This is a genomic window from Hymenobacter sp. 102, from assembly GCF_049949205.1.
In the GTDB taxonomy this organism is placed as follows: Bacteria; Bacteroidota; Bacteroidia; order Cytophagales; family Hymenobacteraceae; genus Hymenobacter.
Genome location: NZ_CP188172.1, coordinates 1,184,844 through 1,208,026, shown reverse-complemented (window position 1 = coordinate 1,208,026; position 23,183 = coordinate 1,184,844). Strand labels below are relative to the sequence as shown.

The following is a 23,183-nucleotide window of genomic DNA, read 5'->3' as shown; positions in this document are numbered from 1 at the left end:
TGGTAAGGACTAAGGAGCCGCTATTCCCGCAGCAGGCGGCGGGTTGCTATCTGGCCCCGTGAGTCACGCAGCCGGAGTAGATATAGCCCCCGGGGCAACTGGCTGAGGTTAAGCGTGGTTTCGGCCGAGGAACTCAGGCGCACCGCTGAGCGGTACACGCAGGTACCCACCGCGTTGGTAACCTCCAGTGCGTAGGGGCCGGCGGCGCTACCATCGGTCAGGCGCAAAGCCACCAGCCCGGTAGCAGTTGGGTTGGGCGATACGGTAAGGGCCGGGAGCGTAGCCGCTTCCCGGGTGGCCGTAGTCGGAATGATCTGCACCGTATAGTCCTCAATTTCGGTGTTGGGCTGAACGGTGGTGCCAGTGCAGGAGTACGCCGTGTTGTTGTTGAGCCGGGCAATAATGCGCATCCGGGTAAAGCCGGCCAGGTTCGGCTGGCTGGGTACCGTTACGGCTATCAGGGCTGGGTTATAAGTAATTTGGTTGGCCACCAGCTCCGAGTTGCTGAACTGCCCGTCCCGGTTCCAATCCAGCCACACGGTGGTTACCCGCTGAAAGTTGGCGTTGCAGGTGATGCTCAGGGAAGAGGTTTGGCCCAGCTTGAGGGTCATGACCTGCCCGATGTAATTGCCGTACCCGTTGGGGTCGGCGGCCGAAGAGTTGGTGAACTGGCTGGTCTGCGGGGTCTGGAGGGTAACACCCGTAATCCAGAAAGAGGTGTTGCCCCCGAAGGCGGTGCAGTACTGCAGGCACGGAATGGCCACCACCACCGCATTGCTGCGCGATACAGTGGTGGCCCCAAAGCTATTGCGGGCCGTGAGCGATACGGTGAAATTGCCAGTGGAGGTGTAGCGGTGGCTGGGGTTTTGCAAGGTGCTGGTTGTGCCGTCGCCAAAATTCCAGAGCCAGCTGGTAGGGCTGTTCTGGCTGGCATCCATAAACTGAATGGTGCTCTGGCAGGTACCGGGCACGTAATTAGAGGTGAAATCGGCCACCGGGGGCTGCACGTTCGGGCGCAGGATAACCGTGTAATCTTCCGCCTGACCGTACTGAATGCCTCCGCAGGCCGTGAAGCCGGAACCCACAAAATCGGCCGCTATGCGCAGGCGCAGGGGCTGGTTGAGGGGGGCGGTGGCGGGCACCTGGTAAGAGCCGGTGGGGTTACTGGTGTTCAGAACCTGCATAATCAGCTCACTGCTCTCAAAGGTGCCGTTGCCGTTCATATCCAGCCAGGCGCGGGTATCGTGGGGGTTACCGGTTCCGGTCTGGATGCTGAGCGCGTACCGGTTACCGGTCATCAGCTCCAGCTTGCGGGTGCACGTGAAATCCTCATAGCCGGCCTGTCCATCGGCCGAGGAAGAAACGAAGGTGCCGATTTTAACCTGCATAATGCCATAGCCGCAGCAGTACGCCGTCGTAGCGGGCGCGCAGGAGGCTGCCACCGGTACTTCATTGTCGTAGGTGATGTAGCCGGTTCGGGTTTTGGTGCTGCTGCCCACCGAGTTGGAGGTCGTCAGGCTGACCGAATACGTGCCGGCGCTAGTGTAGCGGTGGCTGGGGCTTTGCAGTGTGCTGGTAGCACCGTCGCCAAAGTTCCAGAGCCAGCTGGTGGGACCGTTTTGCGTCAGGTCAGTGAACTGCACGGTACCGGTACAGGTACGCGTCTGGTCCGCGCTGAAGTCGGCAACGGGGGCCACGGTGCTGGCGGTGGCGGTAATGGCGTAGTCCTCGGTCTGGGAAAACTGCGGGGTTGAGCAGGGGGTGGGCACGGGCGCATTCACGTAGTCGGCGGCCACGCGCAGGCGCAGCTTCACCCCCGTAACGGTACCGGCCGGCAGCCGCACGGCACCGGTATGCACCCGCTTCTGGTTTGAGCTGAACACCAGTTCCGCCGTGGGGTTAAAGGTGCCATCGTTGTTGAGGTCGGCCCACACCCGCACGTTCTCGTCGGCATTGTTATTCGTGCGGATAGTGATAGGAACATCAACGCCCAGCGTGAGGGCGGCCGGGGCCAGGGAGCAGGCATAGTTGCGGTACCCCTCCTGCACTCCGCCGGTACTGTTGCTGAGGCTGCCCAGCGTCACGCTCAGAATGCCCATGCCGAAGGCGTAGTTGCTGGTCGGGGCGTTACCCGGGGTGCAGGCACTGGCCGCCGGCGGACAGCTCTGGGCCCGGGCCGATGGCGAAAACAGCGGCAGTAGCAGGGCTAATAACCCGGAGGCATACCATCCCCGTTCACCCATCAGAGCGCGTAGTGGTTGTATCATATAGCTGGAAGTAAGAAAGCGGGAGAGAGGCAGCCGGAAAAGTGAGCCAAGGAAAGGCAAAATATCATTTTTCCGGCTGCCGACTCAATATAGAAGCTAGTTGGGAATTGGCAGTGGAAATTCGTCGGAAGCGGCCTTTCAGTCGGGGGGCTGTTGAAAATACCCGTAGTTTTGCCCCCCGCCGCTACCAACGCGGTAACGTGCTTTGCGCTGCATCATGAAAGATAAAGTTGTTTTGATAACGGGCGGTACTTCCGGCATTGGCCGGGCTACGGCTCTGGAGTTTGGCCGGGCCGGAGCCCGCGTTGTCATCACCGGCCGCGACGAGGCCCGCCTGCTGGAAACCAGCCAGGAGCTGGCCCGCCTGGGCGTGCAGCACCGCACCGTGCGGGCCGATGTGGGTCTGGAAACCGACTCGGAGCGGGCCGTGCGCGAAACCATTAGCGCGTTTGGCCGTTTGGACGTGCTCATCAACAATGCCGGCATCAGCATGCGCGCCCTGTTCCGCGACGCCAGCCTGGACGTAATCCGCCAGCTGATGCAAACCAATTTCTTCGGCACCGTGTACACCACCAAGTTTGCTCTGCCCTACATCACCCAGGCCAAGGGCTCCATCGTGGGCATCAGCAGCATTGCCGGCTACCGGGGGCTGCCGGGCCGCACGGGCTATTCGGCCTCCAAGTTTGCCATGCACGGCTTCCTGGAGGCGCTGCGCACCGAACTGCTGCCCCAGGGCGTGCACGTGCTGCTGGCCTGCCCGGGCTTCACCAGCTCCAACATCCGCAACGTGGCCCTGGCCGCCGACGGCTCCCAGCAGGGCGAATCGCCACGCGACGAACAGAAGATGATGAGCAGCGAGGAAGTGGCCCAGCACCTGCTGGCAGCCGTGCGCCAGCGCCGCCGCGACCTGGTGCTCACCAGCACGGGTAAGCTCACCGTATTTCTGAACAAGTGGCTGCCTGGCTTGGCCGATAAGCTGGTGCTGAACCATTTTCGCAAGGAAGAGCCCGATTTCGTTTTGTAGCCCCCACCTGCCCGTCCATACTCCCCCGCATGAACCAGTACCTGCAGCAGATTCTGGATAACCCGCTGGCGGCCCTGGCCATCGTGGGCAACCTGATTATTATCGAAAGTCTGCTTTCCGTGGATAACGCGGCTGTGCTGGCTACTATGGTGGGCGACCTGCCCCGGGAGCAGCGCCAGAAAGCTCTGCGCTACGGTATCATCGGGGCCTACGTGTTCCGGGGTATCTGCATTCTGTTTGCGGCGTATCTGGTCAATATCTGGTTTCTGAAGCCGTTGGGTGGGTTGTACCTGCTGTACCTGGCCGTCAGCTACTTCCTGCCCAAGAGCAGTGGGGAGGAAGATGCGCCCGATAAGGAGAGAAGCTGGATTTACCGCCGCACGTTGGGTGCTTTCGGACAGTTCTGGGCCACCGTTGCCCTCATTGAGCTAATGGATCTGGCCTTCTCCATCGACAACGTGTTTGCCGTGGTAGCCTTCACTGATAATCTGATTCTGGTATGCCTGGGCGTATTTATCGGGATTCTGGCCATGCGGCTAGTAGCCCAGGCGTTCGTGCTGCTGATGGGCCGCTACCCCTTCCTGGAAACGGCGGCCTTCGTGGTTATCGGGCTGCTGGGGCTGAAGCTGCTGCTGTCGTTGGTGGAGCATTTCGCGCCCGCGCATCCGTTCAGCCGCTTCCTCAGCAGCGAAACGGCCGAGGCCGGCCTGACTATTCTGACCGTGACCATCTTTGCCGTGCCGCTGGGCATTGCATGGCTGCGGCAGCAACTGGCCCGGCAGTAGCCGCTGCGCTACTCCACCAGCAGTAAATCGGGCCGGCGAATGTAGGCGTTGCGGCCCTGCCACTGCACCCGGAGCCAGATATCCTGCTGGCCCTGCACTTCAAACCGGTCGCCGGGGGCCGCAGTAGTCAGCCAGGTAGAGCCTGCGCTGGGGCCGGCCATCAGTGGGGCCCGGGGCCGGGCCACCAGCCCAACCCGGCCGGGGGCCAGCATATTCAGATATACTCCTATCAGTAGCAGGTAAGCTGCGTACGTCGCCCACCAGGCCCGGTCGGCGGTGCGGCGGCGTAGCAGCAGCAGGGTACCACCCACCACGGCCAGAATCAGCAGTCCCTGCAGCAGGCGGTAGTAGTAGCGCTGCACCGTAATCAGCAGGTTTTGCCGCCACGAGTCGGGGTAGCCGGTGAGGCGGTGCTCCTGTGCCAGGCTCACTATTTTGTGCCAGGTAGCATTGCGCGGCTGCCAGGCCTGCGCTAGGCTCAGATAATACAGAGCGGCCGGATAATGACCCAATTCCTCCTGCACATAAGCCATGCGCAGCAACTGCCGCACCGATTGTTGCCCGTCCTGCTCCCGGGCTTGACGGTAGAGCGGGTAAGCCTGTTCCACTTGACCCGCCTGAAACAAAGAATCGGCTTTCTGAAGGGCCGGACTAACTTTTTGGGCCTGAATGGATTGAGTAAAAACCGTCGGAAACAGGAAAAAAATACAGAGTTTTTTCAGCAAAACAGTTGCACAGTTAGGTTTGGGCATCTACTTTTGTGCCACAATCAGCGAGAAACGCTCGCCGGTTACAAAGAAACTGATTCTGTAGCTCAGCTGGTAGAGCAATACACTTTTAATGTATGGGTCCTGGGTTCGAATCCCAGCGGGATCACCAAAAACCCTCACTGCGTAGCGTAGTGAGGGTTTTTTATTTCTTTCGAAGTAGGGCTGACTACGGAGAAGGCCGGCTTGACGCAGGCAGGAGAAGCTGCTGCCGAAGCATGTGGGCGCGAAGAACTCGGCAACGGGACGCCGATAATGCCACCGTCTAGGACGTCAGCCAGTCGCTGAGCCAGGCGAAAAAGTCAGCCAGCAGGCCGTCCAGCAGCACGTCACCCAACCAATGCAGCCCATCTTTCAGAAATTGCAGTATCTCGCTCATAACAGGAAGTGCGCATTTGCCAAGGCAATATGCAAATAAAACCCGTTATATGAAAACCATAATATTTGCTGCTTGCCTGTCAGAAACAAAAAACGCAAAGCGAAGCCTTGCGTTGAGGAATAAACCCAAAAATAGTGCTGCTGGCTGGTGCCGCTAACCTACTCTACCCTTTAAGCAGCGGAACTTTCTGTAGCAGGCCCGATACGTCGTCGGTGAGCCGGGGTTGAGCCTGGGAACGGGGGCGGTTGGCAGCTCCGACTACTAGTAGCAGAAACAAAACCAGAACGCGAAGGAAGGTAAATAAACGCTGCATATACTGGGGTTGAGAAGCTGGGTGGCGGCCCAAAATCAGGCGACTGACGACTCATACGGCAAAGATGTTGTTTGGTATAGGAATGCCATATTATTATTAGATGAACCGGGCTTTTCAGCCCGTAAGCCGGCTGGAAAGCCCGTGAGCGTACCAGTACCATGAGGCGGTCGGACTGTTGAGGCAACAGAAGTCTGCACACGAGCAAAAAGCCTAACTTCCGGCTCCCAACTCCCACCCAAAATATTCCTGGTCATGTCGCACTCCGCCCTCGATACTCCCGAGCTGAACCTCGAAGCCACTACCGCCTCCGACGACGCCAACGCCCAGGCCAAGCCCGCCCAGCGGCCCATGTACTACGAGTACAAGCCCGCCGAAACTGTGCGGGCCAAGCACGGCCCCGAGCTACGATGCAAAACCTGGGAAGCCGAAGCGGCCCTGCGCATGCTCGAAAACAACCTCGACCCGGCCGTGTCGCTGGTGTACGACGAGCTGATTGTGTACGGCGGCGCCGGCCGCGCGGCCCGCAACTGGAAGGAGTTTCAGACTATCGTCAAGAGCCTGAAGGAGCTGGAAGCGGACGAAACCCTGCTGGTGCAGTCGGGCAAGGCCGTGGGCGTGCTGCGCACCTGGGCCCACGCCCCGCGGGTGCTCATTGCCAACTCGAACATCGTGCCCGCCTGGAGCACCCAGGAGTACTTCGATGAGCTGGACCGCTTGGGCCTGATGATGTACGGGCAGATGACGGCCGGCTCCTGGATTTACATTGCTACCCAGGGCATCCTGCAGGGCACCTACGAAACTCTGGCCGCCGTGGCCGACAAGCACTTCGGCGGCACGCTGGCCGGCACCGTCACCGTTACGGCCGGCCTCGGCGGCATGTCGGGCGCCCAGCCGCTGGCCGTGAGCATGAACGACGGCGTGTGCTTGGTCATCGAGCCTATCGACGCCCGCGTGAAGCAGAAGGTGCGCGAAGGCTACGTGGACGAGCAGGCCCGCGACCTGGACCACGCCCTGGAGCTGATGCAGCAATACAAGCAGGAGCGCAAAGGCTGGAGCATCGGCCTGACCGGCAACGCCGCCACCGTGCTGCCCGAGCTGCTGCAGCGCGGCTTCAAGGCCGACGTGGTAACCGACCAGACCTCCGCCCACGACCTGATGGACTACATCCCTGAGGGCGACGTGGACCAGGTGCTGGAGCTGCGCAAAACCAATCCCGAGGAGTTTAAGCGCCTGGCCCTGACCTCCATCGTGAAGCACTGCCAAGCCATTATTGATATGCAGGCCGGCGGGGCCGTGGCCCTCGACTACGGCAACAACCTGCGCGGCCAAGCCGAAAAAGGCGGCCTGCAAGTGCGCGACGAAAACGGCCAGTTCCTCTACCCCGGTTTCGTGCCCGGCTACATCCGTCCGCTGTTCTGCGAGGGCAAAGGCCCCTTCCGTTGGGCGGCCCTCAGCGGCGACCCGCAGGACATCCTGCGCATCGACCGCGCCCTGCTCGAAACCTTCCCCGACAACCAGATGCTGCGCCGCTGGATCGAAAAGGCCCAGGCCAAGGTGCCCTTCATCGGCCTGCCCGCCCGCGTGTGCTGGCTGGGCTACGGCGAGCGGTCAACGTTCGGCCTGGTTATCAACGACCTGGTAGCCCGCGGCGAAGTATCGGCCCCCATCGTCATCGGCCGGGACCACCTCGACTGCGGCTCCGTGGCCTCGCCCAACCGCGAAACCGAGGGCATGAAGGACGGCTCCGATGCCGTAGCCGACTGGCCCCTGCTCAACGCCCTGGCCAACTGCGCCAGCGGCGCCGACTGGGTGTCGCTGCACAACGGCGGCGGCGTGGGCATCGGCAACAGCACGCACTCCGGCATGGTCATCGTGGCCACCGGCACCCCTGAAAAAGCCGAGCGACTGCGCCGCGTGCTCACCACCGACCCCGGTATGGGCGTCTTCCGCCACGCCGACGCGGGCTACGAGCTGGCCCAGCAGGTAGCCCAGGAGCGCGGGGCGAAGATTCCAGACTTAAACACTTTGTTATAAGGAAATTTCAATGTTTTTTTAGGCGAGTAAAACAATGATTTACCCTAGCTAAATAAGCTGATGAAAAAAGAAGATTTGCTGGAATTATCCAATAATTTAGAGGCTGACCTCTATCTTTTCAACTCTACAGTAACAGAGAACTCAGCAGATGAATTTGTTCATCTAATCCGAGGTCATGCTGATAAAAAGGCAAACTGCGCGCTATTCCTTACTACGTATGGGGGAGACCCTGATGCTGGATACAGGATGGTCAGGATTATCAAAAGATATTATAGTAAGCTGATTCTTTTCGTATGTGGAAGCTGTAAAAGTACAGGTACACTCATTGCCCTCGGAGCTGATGAAATCATTATGGGCGACTTTGGTGAACTTGGTCCATTGGATATTCAGTTAGCGAAAGATGATGAAATGCTTAGTACTTCAGGTTTAAGCTATTTACAAAGTTTGGCTTCGCTTAGTGAACAACTGTTTCCAACATTTGAAAAAGCATTTTTTAATATTAAACAACGAAGCGGTTATACAATAACAACAAGAACAGCTGCTGAAATTGCATCAAAGCTTACAGTAGGCTTAGTATCTCCAATTAGCGCGCAAATTGACCCTGTTAAGCTGGGAGAGGTTCAGAGAGCAATTCAAATTGCAGATGCATATGGTAGAAGATTGACTGACAAAGAGGACTTAATAACTTACTTGATTGCTGGATATCCGTCACATGGATTTGTGATTGATTTTGAAGAAGCAGAATCTATTTTTCCCAATGTGCGTCTTCTCAATGACAAAGAGTTACTAATAGAACATTGGTTATTCCCTTACCTGCGTAGAGAAAATGGACAGCCAGCCATTTTTGATTTGACAAAAATGTATCTGAAATCTATGGGGCAGGTGTCTGACGCAGACGATGAAAAGAATCAAGAACCCTCAATGACGCAGACAGGGGAGGAAGAGACAGCAAGTGATGAACATAAGAGCCCTCAGTCTGTTGAACATGAAGGTAGCCTGTCGCTTAAATTAGCGCTAGCTGCTGTAACTCAAAAGGACGATACAACGTTAGTCACAAAAAAAGCCGGAACAAATGGAAGCTCTCAAAAGAAATAAGCTGAACCTTGAGTTAAGCACTTCTTATCAAAAGAATGCTTCTTCCAAGGTATTCGAAAGAGTAGTATCTGAATTGACTTCAGAAAGAATTACTGAGTTGTATAGTCAAATAAATAAAAAAAATAGTTATAAAAAAATTATCAATGATATTAACAATAGAAATAAATTTGTAAAAAAATGAATTAAAATATAGAAAATTACTCGCCTAATTTTGTTTTTTGTTGTGTTGTAAAATACACCATCTTGCTTAAAGATGGTGTATTTTATTTTATATGAGTGATTAGTGTATAGTGAAAAATAAAAAATAATACTAGATGTGCTTTAAGTTTGATTGTTAAACAAATTCGAAAAGGCAATAATCAAAACCCCCACTTCCGTTGTTTACCACCGTGCACCGGCACCCCGCCGACGCATGAACCAAACAACGCAACCTATGAACATCGGAATCATTGGCGCCGGCCACATCGGCAGCGCCCTCGCCGGGCGGCTGACGGGCCTCGGCCACCAGGTATACATTGCCAACTCCCGTGGGCCCGAAACCCTCAAAGACCTAGAGCAGAAAACGGGTGCTAAGGCCGTGACGGCCGAGGAAGCCGCCCAGCACGGCACCGACCTGGTAGTGGTAACCATCCCGCTCAAAAACATCCCCGACCTGCCCAAGGACCTGCTGGCCGGCGTGCCCCGCGAGACGCCCATTATCGATACCAGCAACTACTACCCCATGCTGCGCGACGGCAAGATTGCGGAGCTGGAAACCGGCAGCCTCACCGAGAGCGAGTGGGTGCAGCAGCACCTGGGCCGCCCCGTGGTGAAGGTGTTCAACAACATCTACGCCCAGCACATTGTGGACAAAGGCCAGCCCAAGGGCACGCCCGGCCGCATTGCCCTGCCCGTAGCTTCCGACGATGCCGCCGCCAAGCAGAAAGTAATGGCCGTGGTGGAGGAACTGGGCTTCGACGCCGTGGACGACGGCACTTTGCACGAGTCGTGGCGGCAGCAGCCCGGCACGCCTTCCTACGGTGCCGATATGCCCGCCGACAAGCTGCGCGAGCACCTGGCCAGCCTGGGCACCGAGCGTACCGAGGCCCAACACGCCGAGTACAAGGCCAACCACGCCCGCACCGAGCAGGCCATGGAAGCGCAGGGCATCAGGCTGAAATAGCCCGCCGCCAGTTGCCGGGAAACGCGGAAAGCCGCCCGTCTGGCCGCGGCCCTGTGGCGCAGCAGGCCAGCAGGCCAACCATCCGTCAGGCCAAGGCGCAGCCGAAGCATCCCGCTTGGCTGACGTTGTAGTGGAAACCGTCAGGCCGAGACGCAGCCGAAGCATCCCGCTTGGCTGATGTTGTAGTGGAGACCGTCATGCTGAGCGCAGCCGAAGCATCTCTACCGCTTCGTCAGGTTTACTAACACAACGTCAGCCAGGCGAGATGCTTCACTGCGCTCTGCCTGACGTTCTGTGCCCCTGCGTGATGCGCTGCTGCTGCGGGGCGCTTAGGTAGCGCGTCAAAAGTAAACGGGTAGTATGCCTGCTGTAAATACCTGATCGATAGTAAAATAGCTTGAGGCTTGCAACTGCAAGTTTACCACTTAGAGCTTGCGGGCGGGTACGCCGGTCTGGGTGATTTTTACGGGCTGAATGCGGCCCTGCTTATCGAAGTAGAGCCGGTCGATGCAGGTAACGCGGTGGTTCTGGTCGGTTTCGGAGAGGGGGCGGCGGTGGTAGACGATGTACCACTCATCGGTGCCCGGCACCTGCACCACCGAGTGGTGGCCGGCCCCGGTGGCCACGCGGGCATCCTGCTGCAGAATTTTGCCCACCCGCTGCCAGGGTCCCAGCGGCGAATCGGCCACGGCGTAGGCCACGGAGTAGTCGGGGCCGGTCCAGCCGCCCTCGCTCCACATGAAATAGTACCGGCCCTGCCGCCGGAACATAATCGGGCCCTCCACATAGTGCTCGGGCGTGATTTCCTTGTAGGTGGTTCCATCGGGGAAGGGCAGGAAGCCGGTGAAATCGGGCCGGAGGCGGGCAATGTTGCAGTGCGACCAGCCGCCGTACACCATGTAGTACTGCCCGTCGTGGTCACGGAACACAAACTGGTCGATGGGCTGGGCTCCGTTGTGGATATTGCCGATGAGGGGCTTGCCCAGGTAGTCGCGGAAGGGCCCCTCGGGCCGGTCGGCCACGGCCACGCCAATGCCCCCGATTTCGCCTTCGTGCACATCGTTGGCCCCAAAAAACAGGTAGTACCGACTATCCTTGGGCACCACCGCCGGGGCCCACATGGCCCGGCGGGCCCACTTCACCGCCGTGGTATCCAAGATGCGCGGATGCTTGGTCCAGTGCACCAGGTCGGGGGAGGAAAACGCATCCAGAAACACCTGCTGGCCGAACGGGGCCGAGTAGGTGGGGTACACCCAGTACTGCTTTCCGATGATAACGGCTTCGGGGTCGGCGTACCAGCCGGGGAAGATGGGGTTGCCGGAGCGGGTGCCCGCGGCGGCGGGCGGGGCGGCAGGCGCGACGGGGGCCGCCGTTTGGGCCAGGGCCAGGCCGGGGAGCAGCAGGCCCATCAGGCCGCTGAGCAGAACGCGTTTCATGCGGGGAAGAAACGAAAAAGCCGGGGAACCGCAAGCCCGGGGCCGGGCTAGGGCCGGGGGGCCAGCACCTGCCCGATGGTGGTCCATCGGATGCCGGGGTACCGGTCGTTGTCGAGCGGCTCGGGCAGCTTGGCCTGGCCGCTGAGCATGTTGTGCAGGTATTGCATGCCCTGCCAGGCCGGGAAAGGCTCGGTGGGGGCCGGGGCCAGGGTGCGGGTGAGCTGGCTGAGGCCGCGCAGCACGCCCAGGCTACCCACCCGCAGCAGCCCGAACTCCCGGCCCAGGGCGGCGCTGGCCTCGGCCCGCAGCTGCTCAATGCTGGCTACCTGCCCGGCAATGCGCAGGTAGCGCGGGGTGGTGGCATCGAGGGCGGCGGCGGCCGTGTACTCGGCCGTGTTGCGCATGGTGGTGAAGTCGAGCGGCTGGTGGGCGTTGCCCCAGTACACGATGCGGCCGATGGCGGGCTGCACCAGCGGAGCCTGCCCGGTGAGCAGGTCCATAAACATTCCGTTGAGGATGGAGGTGGCCTGGATGGGAGCCTGCGCCAGCCGCCGCTGAAACTCCCGCCGCAGGTCGAAGTTGCGGTTGGTACCTTCGGGCAGGCGGGTGAAGTCGGCCGAAAAATCGGAGGGAATGAAGCGGGGAACCCCGGCCGCCACCGCCGCATCGAGCAGGCGGGACTGGGCTTCCACAATCACCTCCCGCAGCCCCGACAATACCGACACCACGCAGCTGGCGCCCGTGCAGGCCTGGGTAAGGTCGGGCACACTGCCGAAATCAACGGGCATTATTTCTACGCCTTGTAGGCGTAACGATTCCACTTCGGCTGAATGAACGGACTTGGGCCGCACCAAGGCCCGCACCGACGCGCCGCGCTGGCGCAGGTAGTAAGCAGTAAGCAGGCCTAGCTGACCCGTAGCACCGGCCAGCACGATAGGGGAGGTAGTGACAGCCGCAGAAGTGGAGAGGTCAGGCATGAGAAGCACGTAAGAAAGAAGTCAGCGGGGCGGAGTGCCTCCTCATACTATTCCTCCACCCGAAAAGTTGTGTGCTAGAGCTCCGCCGAACCGACGCGCAACGCCAGTAATTCAGTGTGTACGGCGCGAGCTCACCCGACGAAGCGCCACCGGAGGCAGGGCTTCATCGGGTGAGCAGTGTGCTTTCAGAAGGAGCTACACCAACTCCTGTTCCATTTTGCGGAGTACATCCTCCATACGAGAGCCGTAGGTTTCAATTTGCTCCAGGCCCTTGCGGGCTTCTTCCAGCTGGCCCCGCTGGTGCATAGTTACCAACTGGCGGCCGGTCTGCAGGGTGCCGGACAGCAGCCGCTCCAGTTCCCGCACAGCGGCCGTGGAGCCCGCCCGCGGCTTGATCACCGTCTCGATCCACTGTCCCAACGGATTGTCGCGCACCGAAAACAGGGCGTCGTCCGCTTCCCGCACCCCGTACAGCACGGAGCGCAGGCGCGACTTGAACAGCACCTGTTTGATGCGGGCCTGCTGAAAGTCCAGGCTGGTAAGTTCCATAGGTTCGAGAGTTGTCCTCCCGGGTAAAAAGCGAGGAGTAGCGGAGGGCGGCGGTGGAGAGAATAGTTGGAAGCAGCAGCCTGCATCAGGCCAGCGGGCAGGGCATCCGCGGCCGAGGCAGGGCGGAATACGTGGTAGGGGGGTGCGGAGTAGAGTAGGGCCACACCCGAGGCGGGAGGGAGTGCAGCGTGTGGGTGGAGCGGGAAGAATGCACGTGAAAAGCCAGATGACGATTGTAAACCGGGTGCAACTCCTCAGGCAAGCACACAAAGGTACGTCCGGAGCAGGAGTTTCCGGTGTGAACGGGGCCAAATAAGACGGAAAAACCTATCTGGTGCGGGCTGACGTGAGGGGGCGACGGAGCGTCTTCCTCATCGCGCTGCAATGTGGCGGCGAGCTGTTTTCTTTACGGCTCCACCCAATCCCTATCCCGGTATGCAGTCCACAAGCACCGTGTTCATGATGCGGCCCACTCGCTTCACATTCAACCCCGAAACCGCCCAATCCAACCATTTTCAGGGCTTCGTGGCCGGAGCCGATGATGCCGCCATTCAGGACCGGGCCTTCGCCGAGTTTGACGGGATGGTAGCCCGGCTGCGGGAGCACGGCGTGCGGGTGCTGGTGTTCGAGGATACGCCCGAGCCGCACACGCCCGATGCCGTATTTCCCAATAACTGGGGCTCTTTCCACCCCGATGGACGGGTGGTACTCTACCCCATGTGTGCCCCCAACCGCCGCCCCGAGCGTCGGCCTGATGTGCTGGCTGCCCTGGCCCGGCAGTTCGCCGTGCGGGAAATCCTGGACTTCTCGGGGCGGGAGCAAACCGGCGAGTTTCTGGAAGGTACCGGCAGCATCGTCTTCGACCACGTACACCGCGTGGCCTACGCCGGGCTGTCGGCGCGCACCTCGGCCGGACTGCTGCAGGAAGTATGCGCCGAACTTGGCTACCAGGCCGTAGCGTTCCGGGCGTATGACGCGCAGGGCCAGGAAATCTACCACACCAACGTAATGCTGTGCGTGGGTGCCGGGTTTGCCGTGGTGTGTCTGGAAAGCATCCGCCACGAGGCCGAGCGGGCCGCCGTGGCAGCCTCACTCACGGCGGCCGGCCACGAGCTGGTAACCATCAGCCTGGAGCAGGTAAGTCGGTTTGCGGGCAATATGCTCACGCTGCGTCCGGCAGCCGGGCCCGCGCTGCTGGTGATGTCGCAGAGCGCCTACGATGCGCTGACGCCCGCGCAGCGCCACCGCCTGAGTCACTATGCCACGCTGCTGCCGTGCGCCATTCCCACCATTGAAACCATTGGGGGCGGGAGTGCCCGCTGCATGTTGGCCGAGGTATTTCTGCCAAGCCAGGGGGCGGCGGCGGATGGCCCCACCGCCTAACAAAACAGCGGCCCCACCACCAAAGGCGGGGCCGCTGCTATCTGCGGACAACCGGCGGTACAGGCCAGATTAGCTGGCCGGGGCAGGCTCGGTAAGGCCCAGCACGGCGCTGGTGCGGGCCCGCTGCTGCTCCAGCAGCGCAGCATCGTCGTTGAGGTTTTTGCTGAAGGATGGAATCATTTCGCGCATCTTGGCCTGCCAGGCAGGCGTGCGGGCACTGTCGGAGAAGCACCGCTGAATGAGGCCCACCATAATGCTCACGGCCGTGGAAGCCCCGGGCGAAGCACCCAGCAGCGCGGCAATGGAGCCATCGGCGGCGGCTACCACTTCGGTACCAAATTCCAGTACCCCACCTTCCTTGGCGTCCTTTTTAATCACCTGCACCCGCTGGCCGGCCGTTTCCAGCTGCCAGTCCTCGCTGCGCGCTTCGGGCAAATACTCGCGCAAAGCGGCCAGCCGGTCTTCGGGCGACTGGCGCACCTGGTTGATGAGGTATTTGGTGAGCGGAATGTTTTTGAGGCCGGCAATAAGCATGGGGCGCATGTTGCTCAGCTTCACTGATAAGGGCAAATCCAGGTAGGAGCCCTGCTTGAGGAACTTAGTGCTAAAGCCGGCGTACGGCCCGAACAGCAGTTCCCGCTGCCCGTTAATTACGCGGGTATCCAAGTGGGGTACCGACATGGGTGGGGAGCCCACCGCGGCTTTGCCGTACACTTTAGTGTGGTGGCGGGCAATTACTTCGGGGTTGATGCACTTCAGCCACTGCCCGCTTACGGGGAAGCCACCGAAGCCCTCACCCTCGGGAATCCCTGATTTAATGAGTAGCGGCAACGAGCCCCCGCCGGCCCCGATGAACACAAACGGAGCCCGGATTTTCTTTTTCTCGCCGGTAGCCAGGTCCTTGGCCTTCACGCGCCACGCGCCATCCTCCTTGCGCTTGAGGCTGTCCACATCGTGGTGGAAGTAGAAGGATACACCGGGCTTTTCCTGCAGCAGCGTAAACATGCCCCGGGTGAGGGAGCCAAAATTCACGTCGGTGCCCAGGTCCATGCGGGTAGCGGCCACGGACTGCTGCGGGTCGCGGCCGTCCATTACCAGCGGCATCCACTGTTCCAGCTCGGCGCGGCTCTGGCTGAACTCCATACCCCGGAACAGGGGCGACTGAGTAAGGGCCGCGTGGCGCTTGCGCAGAAATTCCACGTTTTTGTCGCCCCACACAAAGCTCAGGTGCGGAATGTGGTTGATGAAGCGCGTGACGCCGGTTACCTGGTACTTCTCCACCAGATACGCCCAGAATTGCTTCGACTGCTCAAACTGCTCGGCAATTTTGATGGCTTTGCTGATGTCGATGCTGCCGTCGGGCTTCTCGGGGGTGTAATTCAGCTCGCAGAAGGCGGAATGGCCGGTGCCGGCATTGTTCCACGCGTCGGAGCTTTCGGCGGCGGCCACGTCGAGCCGCTCAAAAATGGCAATGGTGAGGTCGGGTTGCAACTCCTTGAGCATCAGGCCCAGGGTTGCACTCATGATTCCAGCTCCAATCAGCACCACATCGGCGGTGAGAGGAGCAGCGCTGTCAGTCGTGCTCATGCGTAGTTCAGAATAGGACTTACGAAGTACGGCAGAAAGCGAAAAAGGTGGGTAGTGGGGTGCCAGAAATCTGCAAGGACCTCTCCCACGCAGCTCCGCGCAGCTGCCATTTCCGCGGGCCGGCCGCGGGGGCTGCCGGCCCGCTAGAGTACCGCTACTGTGCTGCCGGTGGTACCTGCCGGGCTTGCCACTCGTGGTCCAGCATGCTCATCTCAATCAGGCTCCAGTACTCGCCCTCGTAGCGCAGAATGTCGCGGGAGCGGCCTTCCGCGTGCATGCCGGCGCGGGTATAGGCCCGGATGGCGGCCTCGTTGAAATCGTACACACCCAAGTCGATGCGGTGCAGGTGCAGCTGCTCGAAACCGAAGCGCAGGGTTTCCGTGAGCATCCGGCTGGCCAGGCCCCGGCCGCGGTGCTCGGGGGCCACAAACACCCGGCTGACGCGGGCGGAATTGTTCTTCTGGCTCAGGCTACCCAGGGAAATGTGGCCCACTACGGCCTCAGTAGCCGTATCCACGGCCTTAAAAATAAACACATCCGACTCGCCCGGCAGATTAGTATCCTGCAGGTACCATTCCAGCTTGTCGGGGGTGAGGGGAAAGTTAAACATCGGCCCGGCCCAGTTCATGAGCAGGTGGGGCGAGTCAATCCAGGTAATGAGTTGGGCGAAATCTTCGGGGGTGAAATAATCCAGACGAACCATGCAAGGGGAAAAACCACCCAACATACTGCTGATGACGCAGCCCGGGCCGGTTTGTAACCCACGAAGGTACTGCCGCCCGCATAGGTTTCCGCACGGCCCGGTAAATTGTTGATGCGGGCTGTGCGGGTTGCTTGCTATCCTTCCGGGGTGGCTACGGCCGGCGTAAAGGGCTGGTCGGTGGACTCGGTGAGGGCGCGGGTTTTGGGCAGGCTGCCGGGGTACTGCTCCTGAATAAACCGCACCATCTGCTCGCGCACGTCGCAGCGCAGGTCGAAGGCCTGGCTGGAGTTGGCGGCACTCACCAGGCAGCGCAGCTCCAGGGTCCGCTCCTTGGAGTCGGTAACCTGGAGCACGCACACGCGCCGGTCCCAGAGCGGATGGGCCGCCACTACGCGTTGCAGCTCCCGGCGCACGGCTTCCACCGGAATGGTGTAGTCGGTGTAGAGAAACACGGTGCCCAGCAGCTGGGCGCTGCTGCGGGTCCAGTTCTGAAACGGCTTTTCAATGAAGTAATTAAGGGGTAGCACCAGCCGCCGCTCGTCCCAGATGCGGAGCACCACGTACGTGAAGGTAATTTCCTCCACCCGGCCCCATTCACCCTCCACCACCAGTACATCATCCAGCCGCAGGGGCTGCGTAAAAGCAATCTGGAAGCCGGCCAGCAGGTTGCTGATGGAACGCTGGGCGGCGAAGCCCACAATGACGGAGGCAATACCCGCCGAGGTAAGCAGGCCGGTTCCGATTTTGCGCACCGTGGCAAAGCTCATCAGCACCAGCGCCACGGCAACGAAGATGATGAGGGATACGGCCAGCTTCTTGACAAACTGCAGCTGGGTAAACAGCTTGCGTACCCGCAGGTTATCGGCGTCGGTGATGCGGTAATGCCGCTGTACCAGGTCTTGCACTACATCCAAGGCCTTCACCAGGCACCAGGCAAAGGTGGTAAGCAAAGCCGTTTCCACCAGCCGTCGGGCTACTTCCAGCCCCTGGGCGCGCAACAGGGTGAGGGGCAACGTGAAAGAAACGGCCAGCACCGGCAGAAACCAGCTGGCCGGCTGGCGCAGGTGCCGCACCACCGACTGGGCCAACCCGGCCGGCTCCCGGCGGGCGTAGCGGCCCAGCGCAGCAAAAAACAGCCAGTTGAGCACCCAGCCCACGGCAGCGCTGCCCAGCACCACGCCCGCGGCGCGCAAAAAAAGCTCTACTTGGTCGGGAATTACTTCCTCGGGAAGCTGAAAGGGCATAGCGGCGCACAGCTGGCAAACAGCCTACTTACCGGCCCCGGCCGGCAAAGGTTACCGCCGGTTTTTCGCACCTTGCAGGCTGCCACTTGCCCTGCCACCCGCGCCATGCCTGCTACCCCCGACAACTACTTGGAACTGAACCGCCAACTCTGGAATACCAAAACCGAGCACCACGTGGCGTCGGCGTTTTACGATGTGCCGGGTTTTCTGGCCGGGCAACTCTCGCTCAGCGCGTTGGAGCAGGTGCTGCTGGGCCCCTTGACCGGGCAGCAGGTTCTGCACCTGCAGTGTCATTTCGGGCTGGATACGTTGTCGCTGAGCCGGCTGGGAGCCCAGGCCACGGGGGTAGATCTGGCTGAAAATGCCATTGCCAAGGCCCGGGAGCTGGCCGCCACGCTCAACCTGGATACCCGCTTCCTCTGCGCCGACGTGTACGAGCTGCCCCGGCACCTGCACCAGCAGTTTGATGTGGTGTTTACCTCGTTCGGAGTGCTGGGTTGGCTGCCCGATATGGCGCGCTGGGCCGCCGTGGTGGCGCATTTTCTCAAGCCCGGGGGGCGGCTGGTGCTGGTGGAGTTTCACCCGGTGGTCTGGATGTTCAATGCGCAGTTCACGGAAGTGGAGTATTCCTACTTCAACCGGCAAACCATCATCGAAACCGAAACCGGTACCTACGCCGACCGCGCTGCCCCCATCGAAACCACATCGGTATCCTGGAACCACAGCCTGGATGAGGTGCTGGGCGCGCTGCTGGGGCAGGGGCTGCAGCTGGAGCAGTTCGGGGAGTATGACTATTCGCCCTACAACTGCTTTCAGGGCATGGAGGCGCGGGCCGAGCGGGAGTTTCAGCTAAGTGCTTTGCCCGGTAAACTACCCCTGATGTACTCCGTGGTGGCCCGCAAGCCCCGGTAGTGCCCGGCCTTGGCTACTGCACCCGGGCCCCCCGCTGCTCCAGCTGCTGCCGGGCCTGCTGGTAGCCCTCCGCCGAAATAGCCCGGGTAGCTTCTTCCAGAAAGACCACCCGAAACCCTTCTTGCAGCGCATCCAGGGCCGAAAAGAACACACAGTAATCAGCGGCCAGCCCGCAGAGGTGTACTTCCTGCACGCCCCGGCCCCGCAGGTAATCGGCCAGGCCGGTGCTTTTGCGGTGCCCGTTGTCGAAAAAACCGCTATACGAATCAATTTCGGGCGAAGTGCCTTTGCGGAAAATGGCTTCAATACGGTGCTGATCCAGCTGGGCGCTGAACTCGGCTCCCGGGGTGCCCTGCACGCAGTGGTCGGGCCAGAGGGTCTGGGGCAGGCCGTGCAGGTCAATCTGCGAGAACACCGGGTGGCCGGGATGCTGGCTGGCAAAGCTCTGGTGGGCAGCCGGGTGCCAGTCCTGCGTAGCTACCACCAGCTCGTAGCGAGGTTGCAGCGTATTCACCAGCGGCAGAATCTGGTGGCCATCCGTTACAGCCAAAGAGCCACCCGGCAAAAAATCATTCTGAATATCAACAAGTAGCAGGGCAGTCATAGGTAGTTGGCTGGAAAAGTGAAACGGCGGGTTGCAAAGTGGGAATTATTGGATTCAAAATAGGTAGCTGTTTTTTAATCATTCATATCAATATTATCGTACTTTTTACCGGTTAAAGTAATTTTTGCTCTATCCCATTCGCCATGTCCGTTCTCCATCATCTCATCTATCAGTCTACGGCCGTTACGCCCTTTTCGGCGGCTGAGTTAGAGCGGTTGCTGAGCCAGTCGCGCCCCCACAACGCCGCAGCCGGCATTACGGGCATCCTGCTGTACGATGGCAACCGCTTTATGCAGGTGCTGGAAGGCGCGCCCGAAGCCGTGGAGGCCACTTTCGGCCGGATTCGCAACGACTGCCGGCACACGGAGGTGCAAGTGTTAGCCAACGGGCCCATTGGCCAGCGGCAGTTTGGAGAGTGGCTGATGAGCTTCATTACCTACATAAAATGCCCGGAGATTGGGTTTGGTGACTCTCCGCCAGTAGCACTTACTCTCTCGGATGCCTCCCTGTGCATGCTGCTGCATGATTTCCAGCGTAATGCCGGCAAGATATTCCATAGCCAGCTATATTAACTCTGAGGTAAAGTGCCGGCCTGCGGCCCCAGGTAGTACCTTGCGCTCCGGAAGCTCCGGCAGTGGTACCGGAGCGCGTAGCAGTGAGTGAACTAATGATGAGAGGCAATATTGCAGGCTGGGCCGGGGTGGTACTAACGGTAGGTGCCAGCACCAGCCAAGCCCAAACCGCGCCCCGGGCCGTGCCAGGCACTCAGGTATGGCTGGAAACGCCTGCGGGTTTCATGCCGGCCGCCGGCTTCACGGGACTACGGCGGGGTGATGCTATCCTGCAGGTGGTGGAGCTGAAAGGCGGAAACTATTACCGACAGGTACACAGCTTTACCAAAGCCCGCTTTGAGGCCAAAGGGGGCCGCCTGCTGGAGCAGCAAGACCTCAGCAGCCAGCTTCACGCGGGGCGGCTGGTACGGGTGCAACTGTCGCCGGCGCAGGAGTCGAGGCAGCTGCTGTTCGGCGACTCTACCTACGCCGTGCTGCTGGACGCCCGCTACCCCTCCACCGATACGGCCCTGGGTACGGCGTTACGCCGCAGCCTGCTGAGTGCCACCTACCGGCCTTCGGAAGCCGGGCCGCCTACGCTGGCAAATGCGCCCTTTACGCTTGATGAGAAGAAGTCGCCGTTTGCCCTGGCTGAAGCCCGCAACAACCGGTACGTGTACTCGCTGGGTGGGCAGCGCAAATCCCAATACGGCACGGAGCCGCTACTCACCATCAGCTCCTTCCCAATCAATGCCTCGCTCACGGCCGCCGATATCAGCCAACAGGCTATGCAGCAGGCGGCGCTAAGCGGCTACGTGGCTCGCCGCCAGACCTCCGGCAAAATCAATGAGCTGGTCACTTTTGAAACGGAAGGCTTCGCGCAGTTGAATGGGCGCCGGGTACTGGTGTACCAGCAGGTTTCGGTGGTGGGCAGCACGGCCGTAGCGTTACTGGGCATTGCCCAGCAGAACCCGGAAACTGCGCTGGAGCAATTCAAAAGTCTCACGCACACCATTGCGGCTCGCAAACGGTAGCTTCTGCGCTAGCCGCCCTCACCCCGCGAAAGGCACCTGCTCCAGCTGCTGCCAGGGGCCGCCGCGGTAGGCCCATAGCGTAAAGCCGATTCCCTGAATGGAATCGGGTGAAAACCCGGCCTCCAGTTCTGTGTACAAAGCGCGGGCCCGGGCGGGGTCTACTTTGTTCTGGATGGTGATGTGTGGGCGGAGTGGCTGCCGGTCCTGCGGCGTCAGCCACGGCTCCCAACGGGTCTGCAGCTGCCGGTGCAGTTGCTGCAGGGGCTCGCTCAGCAGCTTGTAGGCTACGCCCCGGCCCAGAAACTGTACGCCGCTTACGTTAAGCGTTAGCGGTGCGGTGGTGGCCGCCAGCTCCCGCAGGTGGTGGGCAACGGTAACCTGCTCGGTGCCGGGCAAATGGTGGAATAGCGTAACGTGGGCTTCTAGGTAGTTACGCTCCGGCGGGAAATACTGCCGCCGTAAAATTGTGAACCGCTGATGTGCGGCCGCGTCCAGTGTAAGTGTCAGAATCAGAGGATCCGTGGCAGAAGCAGGCGTCATACGTAGCCGAAAAATACGGTTCTACGGGGCTACCTACCCATCCGATGCGGGGCCCAGAGTCGGCCCCGCAAAATTTCTGTCCTGTTGCCCGCTCCAGTTACGTAGCGGGAAGCCGTTTTCGATAATTCCAGAACGTTAGGCCGGGCGAAGCCGGACTCAGCAGGCTGCTCAACAACAGCGGCTCAGTAGTTCTGTTAAAACAGCTTAATTGCCTGCCAGCACCAGCCGGACGGTACGCGTGGCGGTGCCTTGCTGAATTTGCAGCAAGTACACTCCGCCGGGCAGGTTGGCGGTAGGTAGCTGAGTAACGGTAATGCCCGGCTCCAACCGTTGCTGCCGAACCAGGCGGCCCCGGACGTCGCGCAGTTCCACTACCGTCGATGCGGAGGCAGCCGGTACCTGCACGTTCACCGCGCTGCTGGCGGGATTGGGGTACACCTCCAGCTGCGGGGTGCCTGCTACCAACTCCACTCCGGAGTAAGCCACCTCCCCTGATTTATCGTGCATGGCCAAACGATAATACACCGTACTGCCGGGCAGGTGCTTATCCACAGCCGAGTAGCTTTTACCGTTAGCAGCGTTGGCGGCGGGTACCCGCAGCACCGGCTGCCACTGCAGGCCGGTTAAGCTGCGCTCCACTTCAAAGTAAGCGGCGTTCTGCTCACTAGCCGTTGCCCAACTCAGGTGGACGCCATTGGGCGCAGCCGACGCCGAGAAACGCACCAGCGTTACGGGCAAAGGCAACGCGTCGCGGAAGCTTACGGCATCACCCCGGGTACAGCCCAAGGCCGCCCCGAAGGAACGGCCGGTGTAGTCGCCAGTCTGGTTGTCGATGCGGTAAATATCCCCGGTAGCGGCCCGCACAGCGTACACGTTATTGAAACGGTCGGAGAACATGGCCCCGATATTCTTGTCGGAGGAAGTAGTGCTGGGCAGAGGAGTCGCTACGGTAGTGGTAATGCCCACCGGCCCACCAGCGGGATTGCGCACGGTCAGGTACTGGTCGGTAAGGCCCAGGTAGCTCACCAGGTTGCCGGTGGCCTTATCGAATACCCAGTCCTGAATCCCGCCCTCCGGCGTGGGGCCGGAATTTCCGGAGCGGATGTACGCCTGCGTCTGGGCGCGGAAATTCTCCACTACTGCCGCCGTGGCCGGGTCGGAGGTGTCCAGCCGCTGCCAGGCTGGACCCGTAAACGCCGCCATGTTCGCCAGATTTGTCGTGCCCACATACAGCCGCACGTCCGTCACCTGGGCCGACGACACACCGGCAAAGATGTTGAAGATGATGCGGAAAGTAGCCCCACCCGTGTAATAAATGCCATCGGGGCCGCTGTCGGCCACAAAGTTGAGCGTCTGGCGTACATCAGTGGCTACCTGCCCGAAGCCGGAGGCCGGCGTAAGCTCGCTGGCCGGTGGGGTAGCCGGCGGCGTCACGGGGCCCACCGAATCGGCCTGGGCCGTGCTCAGGTTGATGCGGTAGAGCTGGGGCGCGAAGGTGTTGAAATTGCCCGTGTTCTGCTGCTCCACCCGCATGCCGTACAGCACCGACTGGTTGTCTTGCTCGTATCCAAGACCGTTGATAATGAGGTTGTTGCCATTGGCTGCGCTGCGGATGGTGCCGATGAGCTGCATGGAGCCATCCTGCAGCACCTGGTACAGCTGAGACGGGTTGCGCGCCGAAGCCGGGCAAGCGGCCGATACGGCGTAGCTGCTGGTGGGCAATTGAGCCCAGACCGGGCCGCTGATGAGCAGAAAGGAGGCGAGTAGTAGCTTTTTCATTCTGGGAAGTCGGTTTGCACGGAAACAACATCGTAACCACCTCTGAAAGCAGCATTTA

20 protein-coding genes and 1 tRNA gene are annotated in these 23,183 nt (G+C 60.5%); 10 read left to right on the top strand and 11 right to left on the bottom strand.

Features of this window, described 5'->3' with window-relative positions; genetic code table 11:
• Positions 1 to 20: 20 nt before the first annotated feature.
• Positions 21 to 2,267 carry a GEVED domain-containing protein gene (locus ACN19L_RS05285; RefSeq protein WP_426492486.1) on the bottom strand — a complete coding sequence of 749 codons (2,247 nt, stop codon included), beginning with the start codon at positions 2,265 to 2,267 and terminating at the stop codon, positions 21 to 23.
• A 217-nt stretch (positions 2,268 to 2,484) separates the two neighbouring features.
• Here ACN19L_RS05285 and ACN19L_RS05280 point away from each other — a divergent pair, with 217 nt between their 5' ends.
• Positions 2,485 to 3,291, top strand: coding sequence for an SDR family oxidoreductase (locus ACN19L_RS05280; RefSeq protein ID WP_426492485.1), 807 nt, complete (start codon positions 2,485 to 2,487; stop codon positions 3,289 to 3,291).
• A gap of 29 nt (positions 3,292 to 3,320) precedes the next feature.
• Positions 3,321 to 4,076 (top strand): TerC family protein, encoded by a 756-nt coding sequence (locus ACN19L_RS05275; RefSeq protein WP_426492484.1) that lies wholly within the window; start codon positions 3,321 to 3,323, stop codon positions 4,074 to 4,076.
• A gap of 8 nt (positions 4,077 to 4,084) precedes the next feature.
• Here ACN19L_RS05275 and ACN19L_RS05270 read toward each other — a convergent pair whose 3' ends face one another.
• Positions 4,085 to 4,684: a hypothetical protein gene (locus ACN19L_RS05270; protein ID WP_426492483.1), complete on the bottom strand. Its 600-nt coding sequence runs from the start codon at positions 4,682 to 4,684 to the stop codon at positions 4,085 to 4,087.
• A gap of 195 nt (positions 4,685 to 4,879) precedes the next feature.
• On the opposite strand from ACN19L_RS05270, the gene ACN19L_RS05265 reads away from it, so the two are divergent.
• The 4 genes from ACN19L_RS05265 (at position 4,880) to ACN19L_RS05250 (ending at position 9,826) form a co-directional block, all read left to right on the top strand.
• A tRNA-Lys gene (locus ACN19L_RS05265) sits at positions 4,880 to 4,955 on the top strand.
• Between the two features lie 832 nt (positions 4,956 to 5,787).
• Complete coding sequence (hutU, locus tag ACN19L_RS05260) at positions 5,788 to 7,569, top strand: urocanate hydratase (protein ID WP_426492482.1); 1,782 nt, start codon at positions 5,788 to 5,790, stop codon at positions 7,567 to 7,569.
• Positions 7,570 to 7,629: 60 nt separating this feature from the next.
• Positions 7,630 to 8,664: an SDH family Clp fold serine proteinase gene (locus ACN19L_RS05255; RefSeq protein WP_426492481.1), complete on the top strand. Its 1,035-nt coding sequence runs from the start codon at positions 7,630 to 7,632 to the stop codon at positions 8,662 to 8,664.
• Between the two features lie 331 nt (positions 8,665 to 8,995).
• Positions 8,996 to 9,826, top strand: coding sequence for an NADPH-dependent F420 reductase (locus ACN19L_RS05250; protein WP_426492480.1), 831 nt, complete (start codon positions 8,996 to 8,998; stop codon positions 9,824 to 9,826).
• A gap of 425 nt (positions 9,827 to 10,251) precedes the next feature.
• Here ACN19L_RS05250 and ACN19L_RS05245 read toward each other — a convergent pair whose 3' ends face one another.
• From ACN19L_RS05245 to ACN19L_RS05235, 3 genes are all read right to left on the bottom strand, one after another.
• Positions 10,252 to 11,262: a glycoside hydrolase family 43 protein gene (locus ACN19L_RS05245; RefSeq protein WP_426492479.1), complete on the bottom strand. Its 1,011-nt coding sequence runs from the start codon at positions 11,260 to 11,262 to the stop codon at positions 10,252 to 10,254.
• A 47-nt stretch (positions 11,263 to 11,309) separates the two neighbouring features.
• Positions 11,310 to 12,239 carry an NmrA family NAD(P)-binding protein gene (locus ACN19L_RS05240; RefSeq protein WP_426492478.1) on the bottom strand — a complete coding sequence of 310 codons (930 nt, stop codon included), beginning with the start codon at positions 12,237 to 12,239 and terminating at the stop codon, positions 11,310 to 11,312.
• 195 nt (positions 12,240 to 12,434) lie between these two features.
• A complete protein-coding gene (locus ACN19L_RS05235) occupies positions 12,435 to 12,788 on the bottom strand; it encodes a hypothetical protein (RefSeq protein WP_426492477.1) in 354 nt (117 codons plus the stop codon).
• A 435-nt stretch (positions 12,789 to 13,223) separates the two neighbouring features.
• Here ACN19L_RS05235 and ctlX point away from each other — a divergent pair, with 435 nt between their 5' ends.
• Positions 13,224 to 14,171 (top strand): citrulline utilization hydrolase CtlX, encoded by a 948-nt coding sequence (gene ctlX, locus ACN19L_RS05230; protein WP_426492476.1) that lies wholly within the window; start codon positions 13,224 to 13,226, stop codon positions 14,169 to 14,171.
• A gap of 69 nt (positions 14,172 to 14,240) precedes the next feature.
• Here ctlX and ACN19L_RS05225 read toward each other — a convergent pair whose 3' ends face one another.
• The 3 genes from ACN19L_RS05225 to ACN19L_RS05215 form a co-directional block, all read right to left on the bottom strand.
• Positions 14,241 to 15,758: a malate:quinone oxidoreductase gene (locus ACN19L_RS05225; RefSeq protein WP_426492475.1), complete on the bottom strand. Its 1,518-nt coding sequence runs from the start codon at positions 15,756 to 15,758 to the stop codon at positions 14,241 to 14,243.
• A gap of 154 nt (positions 15,759 to 15,912) precedes the next feature.
• The gene (locus ACN19L_RS05220; RefSeq protein ID WP_426492474.1) at positions 15,913 to 16,461 is read right to left on the bottom strand and encodes a GNAT family N-acetyltransferase; all 549 of its coding nucleotides are present in this window, start codon (positions 16,459 to 16,461) and stop codon (positions 15,913 to 15,915) included.
• Between the two features lie 134 nt (positions 16,462 to 16,595).
• A complete protein-coding gene (locus ACN19L_RS05215) occupies positions 16,596 to 17,705 on the bottom strand; it encodes a mechanosensitive ion channel family protein (RefSeq protein ID WP_426492473.1) in 1,110 nt (369 codons plus the stop codon).
• 105 nt (positions 17,706 to 17,810) lie between these two features.
• On the opposite strand from ACN19L_RS05215, the gene ACN19L_RS05210 reads away from it, so the two are divergent.
• Positions 17,811 to 18,617, top strand: coding sequence for a class I SAM-dependent methyltransferase (locus ACN19L_RS05210; RefSeq protein ID WP_426492472.1), 807 nt, complete (start codon positions 17,811 to 17,813; stop codon positions 18,615 to 18,617).
• 13 nt (positions 18,618 to 18,630) lie between these two features.
• On the opposite strand, the gene pncA is transcribed toward ACN19L_RS05210, so the two are convergent.
• On the bottom strand, positions 18,631 to 19,221 hold the full coding sequence (gene pncA / locus ACN19L_RS05205) for a bifunctional nicotinamidase/pyrazinamidase (RefSeq protein ID WP_426492471.1): 591 nt from the start codon (positions 19,219 to 19,221) through the stop codon (positions 18,631 to 18,633).
• Positions 19,222 to 19,364: 143 nt separating this feature from the next.
• Between pncA and ACN19L_RS05200 the strand changes: the two genes are divergently transcribed.
• Together ACN19L_RS05200 and ACN19L_RS05195 are read left to right on the top strand one after the other, a co-directional pair.
• The gene (locus ACN19L_RS05200) at positions 19,365 to 19,793 is read left to right on the top strand and encodes a BLUF domain-containing protein (RefSeq protein ID WP_426492470.1); all 429 of its coding nucleotides are present in this window, start codon (positions 19,365 to 19,367) and stop codon (positions 19,791 to 19,793) included.
• A gap of 95 nt (positions 19,794 to 19,888) precedes the next feature.
• Positions 19,889 to 20,806: a hypothetical protein gene (locus ACN19L_RS05195; RefSeq protein WP_426492469.1), complete on the top strand. Its 918-nt coding sequence runs from the start codon at positions 19,889 to 19,891 to the stop codon at positions 20,804 to 20,806.
• 18 nt (positions 20,807 to 20,824) lie between these two features.
• Here the strand turns inward: ACN19L_RS05195 and ACN19L_RS05190 are convergent, their stop codons facing one another.
• Positions 20,825 to 21,346 (bottom strand): 2'-5' RNA ligase family protein, encoded by a 522-nt coding sequence (locus ACN19L_RS05190; RefSeq protein ID WP_426492468.1) that lies wholly within the window; start codon positions 21,344 to 21,346, stop codon positions 20,825 to 20,827.
• Between the two features lie 204 nt (positions 21,347 to 21,550).
• Entirely contained in the window at positions 21,551 to 23,125 is a 1,575-nt protein-coding gene (locus ACN19L_RS05185) for a T9SS type A sorting domain-containing protein (protein WP_426492467.1), read from the bottom strand.
• Positions 23,126 to 23,183: the final 58 nt, after the last annotated feature.